Below are 9,728 nucleotides of genomic sequence, written 5' to 3' on the forward strand. Positions count from 1 at the left end.
TCATCATGGGTGTGGCGACCGGCCTGGTCCAAGAGTTTCAGTTCGGGTATGGCTTGGAGTGAGTATTCCCGTTTTGTCGGGGACGTCTTCGGTGCGCCGCTGGCGCTGGAGGCCCTGCTCGCGTTCTTCCTGGAGTCGACATTCCTCGGACTCTGGATCTTCGGCTGGGGCAGACTCCCTCGTGCTGTCCATCTGGGCAGCCTCTGGTGCGCGGTCATCGGGTCATGGATCTCCGCCTACTTCATCATCGTCGCCAACTCGTGGATGCAGCATCCGGTCGGCGTCGAGATGGTCGACGGCAGGCCGGTGATGACCGATGTCTGGGCAGTGCTGACGAACAACACGGCGATCGCCGCCTACACGCACGCGCTGTGCGGGGCGCTGGCTGTCGGCGGCAGCTTCCTGCTCGGAATCTCCTGGTATCACCTGTACCGCCGGCGCAAGGACGGCATTGACACCATCGGATCCGACGGAAAGGTCGTCGTCGGCTCCGCTCCCGACGTGCCCGGACGAGATGCCATCGACCACCAGGTCTGGATCCGTTCTCTGCGCATCGGCGCGGTCGTCGGCATCGTCGCCTTCGCCGTGTAGCGATCACCGGCGACATCCAGTCAAAGCTCATGTTCGAACAACAGCCCATGAAGATGGCCTCCGCTGAAGCCGCCTGCCACGATGGAACAGAGTTCTCGGTGCTCACGATCGGAGACCCCTCCTCGAACGACTGTGACGGCGTTGAGAACGTGTTCGAGATCCCCGGTCTGCTGTCCTTCCTCGCCAATGGCGACTTCAACACCCGGTCCACGGTGTGACGACTCTGCTTCCTGACTACCAGGAGAAGTACGGCACCCATCTGCCCGAGGATGAACGCTACGGCCAGCATTCCGGCGAGAAGATCGACTACCAGCCCATCATGATCGTCACCTACTGGGGCTTTCGTCTCATGATCGGATTCGGCATGATCGCAGCGGGAGTCAGCGCTCTGGCACTGTGGCTGACGCGCAAGGGCACCGTCCCCGCCTCGGCCTGGCTGATGCGCGGGGCCCTCGTGTCCATCACAGCACCCTTCATCGCGAACTCCGCCGGCTGGATCTTCACGGAGATGGGACGTCAGCCGTTCGTGGTCGCGCCGAATCCCGCACGACAGGACGCTGTGTACATGTTCACCCAGGCAGCGCTGTCACCCCAACTCACGCCGGCGATGCTGCTGTTCTCCTTGATCAGCCTCAGCCTTGTCTACGGCATTCTCATGGTTGTCGAACTGCGGCTGCTCATCGTCTACATCAGGGGAGGGGTGGCCTCGGCGATGCCTGAGGTCACGAAGACCAACCACACCCCGCGGATCACGAACGACGAAGACGACGTCCTGTCGTTCGCGTACTGAGGAGAAGACACGATGGAAATTCTCGCCACGATCTGGTTCGTCCTCATCATCGTCCTGTGGACGGGGTACCTGTTCCTCGACGGGTTCGACCTCGGCGTAGGCATGCTGATGCCGGTGCTGAGCCGTACCGAACGGCAGAAGCGGGTGCTGCTCAACACGATCGGGCCGACATGGGATGGCAATGAAGTGTGGCTGGTCACCGCGGCCGGGGCCACGTTCGCAGCCTTCCCACATTGGTATGCCTCCCTGTTCAGCGCCCTCTACATACCGCTGACGCTGTGCCTGCTGGCATTGATCTTCCGCGCCGTCGCCATCGAATATCGCGGCAAGGGACACAGTCAGGCGTGGAAGTCCTTCTGGACCTGGGCGATGGCCGTGGGGTCGGCTGGAATCGCGTTCTTCATCGGTGCCATGCTCGCCATCACCTCCAGCGGGCTGCCGCTGAATGACAACGGTGACATCGTCGGCGGGGCATTCGCCTGGATAGGGTGGCCGGCAGTCTTCGGCGGTTTGGGCGGAGTCGGCTTCGCGCTCGTCCACGGCCTCATCTTCCTCGGTCTGAAGACGCAGGGCGACATCCGAGACAAGTCTCAGCAGCGTGGGCGCGGAGGATGCTGCTGCCGTGCTCGATCGGCTTCCTCATCTGGTTCGGTCTCTCCATCACCCAGCGCCCATGGCTCATTGCTGTGGTCGTCGCAGCGGTGATCGCGCTGGGAGCGACGTACTTCGCTGTGCGGTCCGGGGCGGAGAAGGCAGCCTTCGCTCTGCACGGGTTCTACCTCGTGCTCGGACTCTTCGCCGTGTTCGCCGGGGCCTATCCCAACGTGCTGCCCTCAACACTGGACTCCGCGAACTCGTTGACAATCGCCTCGGCGTCGTCATCGGACTACACGCTCACGGTGATGCTGGTCGTGACCGTGATCTGCCTGCCGATCATCATCGGCTATCAGATCTTCAGCTATCGCATGTTCCTGGGCCGTATCGCCGAGACCCACATCCCCGAAGCCCACCGTGTGCCGGTGGCGATCAGGTCATGAGATCCCCACTGCGGATCCTGCTCGATCTGCGGGCGGTCAGCGCGGATTCTGCCTCTCCCTGTTCAGCGCCCTGGCTCGGGCCGTGGGCATCGTGCTCATCGCCGAGGCTCTGGTGCGATCATCATCATCGGTCAAGCCCCGTCGCGGTCTGGGCGGTGCTGGGGCTGCTGGGAGCGGCTCTGCGCGGAGCGAGCCTCTGGACGGATCATAGTCTGGGGACGTCTCTGGCTGCTGCGAACAAGCAGCGGCTGAGGTTCTCGATCCTACGATCGCTCCTCGCCGGGCGCGGGCAGCCGCGAATGAACACGGCAGTCACCGTCACACGCGGCATCGACGACCTCGACGACTACTTCACGACCGTAGTGCCGGCGCTGAGCGCCGCAGCGGTGGTGCCGCTGACGCTGCTGATACGGATCGTCTTCACCGATGTCCTCTCAGCGGTCATCATCGCGCTGTGCCTGCCGTTGGTGCCGGTCTTCATGATCCTCATCGGCCGGTTCACGCAGGCTTCGACAGCCGCCAGCACCACAGCACTCGAACGTCTGTCCGACCACCTCGCCGAGCTGGCCGAAGGGCTGCCCGTGCTCATCGGGCTCGGGCGATCCAGGGACCACGCGCACACCCTGCGTGCTTTGGGGGAGAAATACCACAGCGCGAACCTCGCCACGCTGCGTATCGCGTTCCTCTCGAGCCTCGCCCTCGAACTCATCGCCACGATCTCCGTGGCTCTCGTCGCCGTCGTCATCGGGCTGCGCCTCGTCTCTGGAACCATGGACCTGAGCTCCGGACTCTTCGTCCTGCTCCTGGCTCCCGAGTGCTTCACTCCGTTGCGCGAACTCGGCGCCGGATACCACGCCAGCGAGAACGGCCGCGAGGCACAGGATCGTGCCCACGCGCTGATCGCAAGCACCGACAGTGCGACGACGGAAGGGCTCGACGGCGACGATATGTCCGGTGTCGGTGCGGCAGGTTCCACTGCGGCAGGTGCCGGTGCGGCCAGTGATGCAGACACTGGCGCCCGGCACGGCGTCATCTATCCGAACGGAACGACGATCGAGTGGAACGGTGACTTCCCGACCACTCCCGGCATCACTGCGGTTCGAGGAGCCTCGGGCGCAGGAAAGTCGACGATTCTGGCAGCGCTGGCCGGTCATCTGCCGGCACGGGCCAAGACCACGATGAGACCGCGCCGAGTCGCCTTCGTCCCACAGGCTCCACGTATCTTCGGTGCGACGATCGGCGCCGAGCTCGAGGTCTACGGTCTCCCACACTCACAACTTGGGACTGCACTGCGCGGAGCCCGTCTGCCTGAGGACCCGACGATGTCGACATCAGCTCTGAGCCCTGGCCAACTTCGTCGACTCGCCTTCGTCCGGGTGCTCCACCTGGTTGACGGCGACGGGGAGACCCTCGTCCTCGACGAGCCGACTGCTCATCTCGATGATGACAACGCTCAGATCATCATCGACATGATCGCCGAGGCGGCAGTTCGTGTGCGAGTCATCCTGGCCAGCCATGACGACCGGGTCGTCGCACTCGCCGACGACGAGATCATTCCCAGGAAGCCCAGCCCGGGCACGCCCGCAGCAACGTCAGCACGGCCGCGCGCGCAGGAAACTGAATCGGATGCCGATCAGGCGCAGATCCGGGATCCGATCCGCGCAGTCATGTCCCAGCGGCCTCGCATGCCGACTCAGCCACACTCGACGACCCGGTGGTACGCACCGCCCCAACGAGGCTCACCGAGCCTACGATGCCCGCCGATGCTGTGATGCCCGCCGATCCCGCAGCGGCTGGCAGAACACAGAGAGCGGAAGCAGTGGGCGAGGACCACGGCTCGGCACATGAAAGTCGAAGAGCGGCTCTTCGTCGCCGGTTCTCGCTCCTGCGGTCGAGTATGCCTCTCTTCACCCCGAACATGATCATTGCTCTGCTCTCATCCTGCGCCTCCAGCCTGGCGGCAATCGCACTGACTGCAGTCTCCGCCTGGCTCATCGTCGAGGCGTCATACCAGCCTCCCATCATGATCCTCATGGTCGCCATCGTCGGCGTGCGGTTCTTCGGACTGAGTCGATCAGTGCTGCTCTATCTCAGTCGGCTCAAACTGCACTCGGCGATCTTCGCATCCTTGGGCAGACTGCGATCTCGTCTTTGGGAGCACTTCGAAGCAGTCGGCATGGGGGATCGGAAGCTGCTGACCTCTGATGCCGCGCTGCGCACCATGGTCTCCGATGCCGATGATGTTCGGGACCTGATTCCCCGGACTCTGTTCCCGCCTGTCGCTTCGTCGTTGGTCTTTCTCGCCGTGCTCATCGCGGCCTGGGCGCTCGACCCGGCGACGCTGCCGGTGTTCCTGGCGCTCGGAGCTCTCAACCTGGTCGTGGTGCCAGCAGCAGTGATCTGGAGTGAAAGCGCCTCGCTGGCCGAGTCCGAAAGCTCCGCAGCCGGATACTCTCCGTCCTGGCTCGGGCACTGAATGCCAAAGTATCCGCTGCGGAGCTTTCGGACTCGGCCAGCGAGGCCGCTTTCACTCCAATCACTGCTGCTGGCACCACGACCAGGTTGAGAGCTCCGAGCGCCAGGAACACCGGCAGCGTCGCCGGTCGAGCGCCCAGGCCGCGATGAGCACGGCGAGAAAGACCAACGACGAAGCGACAGGCGGGAACAGAGTCCGGGGAATCAGGTCCCGAACATCATCGGCATCGGAGACCATGGTGCGCAGCGCGGCATCAGAGGTCAGCAGCTTCCGATCCCCCATGCCGACTGCTTCGAAGTGCTCCCAAAGACGAGATCGCAGTCTGCCCAAGGATGCGAAGATCGCCGAGTGCAGTTTGAGCCGACTGAGATAGAGCAGCACTGATCGACTCAGTCCGAAGAACCGCACGCCGACGATGGCGACCATGAGGATCATGATGGGAGGCTGGTATGACGCCTCGACGATGAGCCAGGCGGAGACTGCAGTCAGTGCGATTGCCGCCAGGCTGGAGGCGCAGGATGAGAGCAGAGCAATGATCATGTTCGGGGTGAAGAGAGGCATACTCGACCGCAGGAGAGAGAACCGGCGACGAAGAGCCGCTCTTCGACTTTCATGTGCCGAGCCGTGGTCCTCGCCCACTGCTTCCGCTCTCTGTGTTCTGCCAGCCGCTGCGGGATCGGCGGGCATCACAGCATCGGGGGCATCGTATCGGGAGCCTCGGTGAGCCACGTTCGGGGGGGGGTCCATCGTCGGCTCGAGTGGGCTCGTCGGGGCGAGCTGCGGCGGATCAACGGATCGGAGATCTGCGTGATCGGCATCCGATTCAGTTTCCTGCGCGCGCGGCCGTGCTGACGTTGCTGCGGGCGTGCCCGGGCTGGGCTTGCGGGATGATCTCGTCGTCGGCGAGTGCGACGACCCGGTTCGTCTCTGGCCAGGATGACTCGCACACGAACTGCCGCTTGGCGATCATGTCGAGATGCGCATTGTCGTCATCGAGATGAGCAGTCGGTGGAGGAGGAACACTCCCCCGTCGCCGTCAACCAGGTGGAGCCGCCCGAGGCGGGGACGAAGTTGGCTTCAGAGCTGATGTCGACATCGTCGGGTCCTCAGGCAGACGGGCTCCGCGCAGTGCAGTCCCAAGTTGTGAGTGTGGGAGACCGTAGACCTCGAGCTCGGCGCCGATCGTCGCACCGAAGATACGTGGAGCCTGTGGGACGAAGGCGACTCGGCGCGGTCTCATCGTGGTCTTGGCCCGTGCCGGCAGATGACCGGCCAGCGCTGCCAGAATCGTCGACTTTCCTGCGCCCGAGGCTCCTCGAACCGCAGTGATGCCGGGAGTGGTCGGGAAGTCACCGTTCCACTCGATCGTCGTTCCGTTCGGATAGATGACGCCGTGCCGGGCGCCAGTGTCTGCATCACTGGCCGCACCGGCACCTGCCGCAGTGGAACCTGCCGCACCGACACCGGACATATCGTCGCCGTCGAGCCCTTCCGTCGTCGCACTGTCGGTGCTTGCGATCAGCGCGTGGGCACGATCCTGTGCCTCGCGGCCGTTCTCGCTGGCGTGGTATCCGGCGCCGAGTTCGCGCAACGGAGTGAAGCACTCGGGAGCCAGGAGCAGGACGAAGAGTCCGGAGCTCAGGTCCATGGTTCCAGAGACGAGGCGCAGCCCGATGACGACGGCGACGAGAGCCACGGAGATCGTGGCGATGAGTTCGAGGGCGAGGCTCGAGAGGAACGCGATACGCAGCGTGGCGAGGTTCGCGCTGTGGTATTTCTCCCCCAAAGCACGCAGGGTGTGCGCGTGGTCCCTGGATCGCCCGAGCCCGATGAGCACGGGCAGCCCTTCGGCCAGCTCGGCGAGGTGGTCGGACAGACGTTCGAGTGCTGTGGTGCTGGCGGCTGTCGAAGCCTGCGTGAACCGGCCGATGAGGATCATGAAGACCGGCACCAACGGCAGGCACAGCGCGATGATGACCGCTGAGAGGACATCGGTGAAGACGATCCGTATCAGCAGCGTCAGCGGCACCACCGCTGCGGCGCTCAGCGCCGGCACTACGGTCGTGAAGTAGTCGTCGAGGTCGTCGATGCCGCGTGTGACGGTGACTGCCGTGTTCATTCGCGGCTGCCCGCGCCCGGCGAGGAGCGATCGTAGGATCGAGAACCTCAGCCGCTGCTTGTTCGCAGCAGCCAGAGACGTCCCCAGACTATGATCCGTCCAGAGGCTCGCTCCGCGCAGAGCCGCTCCCAGCAGCCCCAGCACCGCCCAGACCGCGACGGGGCTTGACCCGATGATTGATCGCACCAGAGCCTCGGCGATGAGCACGATGCCCACGGCCCGAGCCAGGGCGCTGAACAGGGAGAGGCAGAATCCGCGCTGACCGCCCGGCAGATCGAGCAGGATCCGCAGTGGGGATCTCATGACCTGATCGCCACCGGCACACGGTGGGCTTCGGGGATGTGGGTCTCGGCGATACGGCCCAGGAACATGCGATAGCTGAAGATCTGATAGCCGATGATGATCGGCAGGCAGATCACGGTCACGACCAGCATCACCGTGAGCGTGTAGTCCGATGACGACGCCGAGGCGATTGTCAACGAGTTCGCGGAGTCCAGTGTTGAGGGCAGCACGTTGGGATAGGCCCCGGCGAACACGGCGAAGAGTCCGAGCACGAGGTAGAACCCGTGCAGAGCGAAGGCTGCCTTCTCCGCCCCGGACCGCACAGCGAAGTACGTCGCTCCCAGCGCGATCACCGCTGCGACGACCACAGCAATGAGCCATGGGCGCTGGGTGATGGAGAGACCGAACCAGATGAGGAAGCCGATCGAGCACGGCAGCAGCATCCTCCGCGCCCACCGCTGAGACTTGTCTCGGATGTCGCCCTGCGTCTTCAGACCGAGGAAGATGAGGCCGTGGACGAGCGCGAAGCCGACTCCGCCCAAACCGCCGAAGACTGCCGGCCACCCTATCCAGGCGAATGCCCCGCCGACGATGTCACCGTTGTCATTCAGCGGCAGCCCGCTGGAGGTGATGGCGAGCATGGCACCGATGAAGAACGCGATTCCAGCCGACCCCACGGCCATCGCCCAGGTCCAGAAGGACTTCCACGCCTGACTGTGTCCCTTGCCGCGATATTCGATGGCGACGGCGCGGAAGATCAATGCCAGCAGGCACAGCGTCAGCGGTATGTAGAGGGCGCTGAACAGGGAGGCATACCAATGTGGGAAGGCTGCGAACGTGGCCCCGGCCGCGGTGACCAGCCACACTTCATTGCCATCCCATGTCGGCCCGATCGTGTTGAGCAGCACCCGCTTCTGCCGTTCGGTACGGCTCAGCACCGGCATCAGCATGCCTACGCCGAGGTCGAACCCGTCGAGGAACAGGTACCCCGTCCACAGGACGATGATGAGGACGAACCAGATCGTGGCGAGAATTTCCATCGTGTCTTCTCCTCAGTACGCGAACGACAGGACGTCGTCTTCGTCGTTCGTGATCCGCGGGGTGTGGTTGGTCTTCGTGACCTCAGGCATCGCCGAGGCCACCCCTCCCCTGATGTAGACGATGAGCAGCCGCAGTTCGACAACCATGAGAATGCCGTAGACAAGGCTGAGGCTGATCAAGGAGAACAGCAGCATCGCCGGCGTGAGTTGGGGTGACAGCGCTGCCTGGGTGAACATGTACACAGCGTCCTGTCGTGCGGGATTCGGCGCGACCACGAACGGCTGACGTCCCATCTCCGTGAAGATCCAGCCGGCGGAGTTCGCGATGAAGGGTGCTGTGATGGACACGAGGGCCCCGCGCATCAGCCAGGCCGAGGCGGGGACGGTGCCCTTGCGCGTCAGCCACAGTGCCAGAGCGCTGACTCCCGCTGCGATCATGCCGAATCCGATCATGAGACGAAAGCCCCAGTAGGTGACGATCATGATGGGCTGGTAGTCGATCTTCTCGCCGGAATGCTGGCCGTAGCGTTCATCCTCGGGCAGATGGGTGCCGTACTTCTCCTGGTAGTCAGGAAGCAGAGTCGTCACACCGTGGACCGGGTGTTGAAGTCGCCATTGGCGAGGAAGGACAGCAGACCGGGGATCTCGAACACGTTCTCAACGCCGTCACAGTCGTTCGAGGAGGGGTCTCCGATCGTGAGCACCGAGAACTCTGTTCCATCGTGGCAGGCGGCTTCAGCGGAGGCCATCTTCATGGGCTGTTGTTCGAACATGAGCTTTGACTGGATGTCGCCGGTGATCGCTACACCGGCGAAGGCGACGATGCCGACGACCGCGCCGATGCGCAGAGAACGGATCCAGACCTGGTGGTCGATGGCATCTCGTCCGGGCACGTCGGGAGCGGAGCCGACGACGACCTTTCCGTCGGATCCGATGGTGTCAATGCCGTCCTTGCGCCGGCGGTACAGGTGATACCAGGAGATTCCGAGCAGGAAGCTGCCGCCGACAGCCAGCGCCCCCGCACAGCGCGTGCGTGTAGGCGGCGATCGCCGTGTTGTTCGTCAGCACTGCCCAGACATCGGTCATCACCGGCCTGCCGTCGACCATCTCGACGCCGACCGGATGCTGCATCCACGAGTTGGCGACGATGATGAAGTAGGCGGAGATCCATGACCCGATGACCGCGCACCAGAGGCTGCCCAGATGGACAGCACGAGGGAGTCTGCCCCAGCCGAAGATCCAGAGTCCGAGGAATGTCGACTCCAGGAAGAACGCGAGCAGGGCCTCCAGCGCCAGCGGCGCACCGAAGACGTCCCCGACAAAACGGGAATACTCACTCCAAGCCATACCGAACTGAAACTCTTGGACCAGGCCGGTCGCCACACCCATGATG

Annotated in this window: 6 protein-coding genes and 3 pseudogenes; 4 read left to right on the plus strand and 5 right to left on the minus strand. The window is 63.9% G+C overall.

Going from position 1 to position 9,728, the window contains the following annotated elements; translation table 11 throughout:
* From HX613_RS21850 to HX613_RS21865, 4 genes and pseudogenes are all read left to right on the plus strand, one after another.
* A pseudogene (locus HX613_RS21850) lies at window positions 1–1,381 on the plus strand (cytochrome ubiquinol oxidase subunit I); the annotation flags it as partial.
* A 12-nt stretch (window positions 1,382–1,393) separates the two neighbouring features.
* Window positions 1,394–2,418: pseudogene (gene cydB, locus HX613_RS21855) on the plus strand (cytochrome d ubiquinol oxidase subunit II).
* Window positions 2,415–4,190: an ABC transporter transmembrane domain-containing protein gene (locus HX613_RS21860; RefSeq protein ID WP_235347204.1), complete on the plus strand. Its 1,776-nt coding sequence runs from the start codon at window positions 2,415–2,417 to the stop codon at window positions 4,188–4,190. Before cydB (HX613_RS21855) ends, HX613_RS21860 begins: the two are co-directional and overlap by 4 nt.
* Before the next feature lie 125 nt (window positions 4,191–4,315).
* Window positions 4,316–4,894 carry a hypothetical protein gene (locus HX613_RS21865; RefSeq protein ID WP_235347205.1) on the plus strand — a complete coding sequence of 193 codons (579 nt, stop codon included), beginning with the start codon at window positions 4,316–4,318 and terminating at the stop codon, window positions 4,892–4,894.
* Window positions 4,895–4,954: 60 nt separating this feature from the next.
* Here the strand turns inward: HX613_RS21865 and HX613_RS21870 are convergent, their stop codons facing one another.
* The 5 genes and pseudogenes from HX613_RS21870 to HX613_RS21890 all read right to left on the minus strand — a co-directional run.
* Complete coding sequence (locus HX613_RS21870; protein ID WP_235347206.1) at window positions 4,955–5,455, minus strand: hypothetical protein; 501 nt, start codon at window positions 5,453–5,455, stop codon at window positions 4,955–4,957.
* 262 nt (window positions 5,456–5,717) lie between these two features.
* On the minus strand, window positions 5,718–5,864 hold the full coding sequence (locus HX613_RS21875) for a hypothetical protein (RefSeq protein ID WP_235347207.1): 147 nt from the start codon (window positions 5,862–5,864) through the stop codon (window positions 5,718–5,720).
* Between the two features lie 66 nt (window positions 5,865–5,930).
* Window positions 5,931–7,316 (minus strand): ABC transporter transmembrane domain-containing protein, encoded by a 1,386-nt coding sequence (locus tag HX613_RS21880; protein ID WP_235347208.1) that lies wholly within the window; start codon window positions 7,314–7,316, stop codon window positions 5,931–5,933.
* Complete coding sequence (cydB, locus tag HX613_RS21885; protein WP_235344696.1) at window positions 7,313–8,335, minus strand: cytochrome d ubiquinol oxidase subunit II; 1,023 nt, start codon at window positions 8,333–8,335, stop codon at window positions 7,313–7,315. The genes HX613_RS21880 and cydB (HX613_RS21885) overlap by 4 nt, the downstream gene beginning before the upstream one ends.
* A gap of 12 nt (window positions 8,336–8,347) precedes the next feature.
* Window positions 8,348–9,728: pseudogene (locus HX613_RS21890) on the minus strand (cytochrome ubiquinol oxidase subunit I); the annotation flags it as partial.

It is taken from the genome of Brevibacterium sp. UCMA 11754, assembly GCF_021532275.1.
Classification (GTDB): domain Bacteria; phylum Actinomycetota; class Actinomycetes; order Actinomycetales; family Brevibacteriaceae; genus Brevibacterium.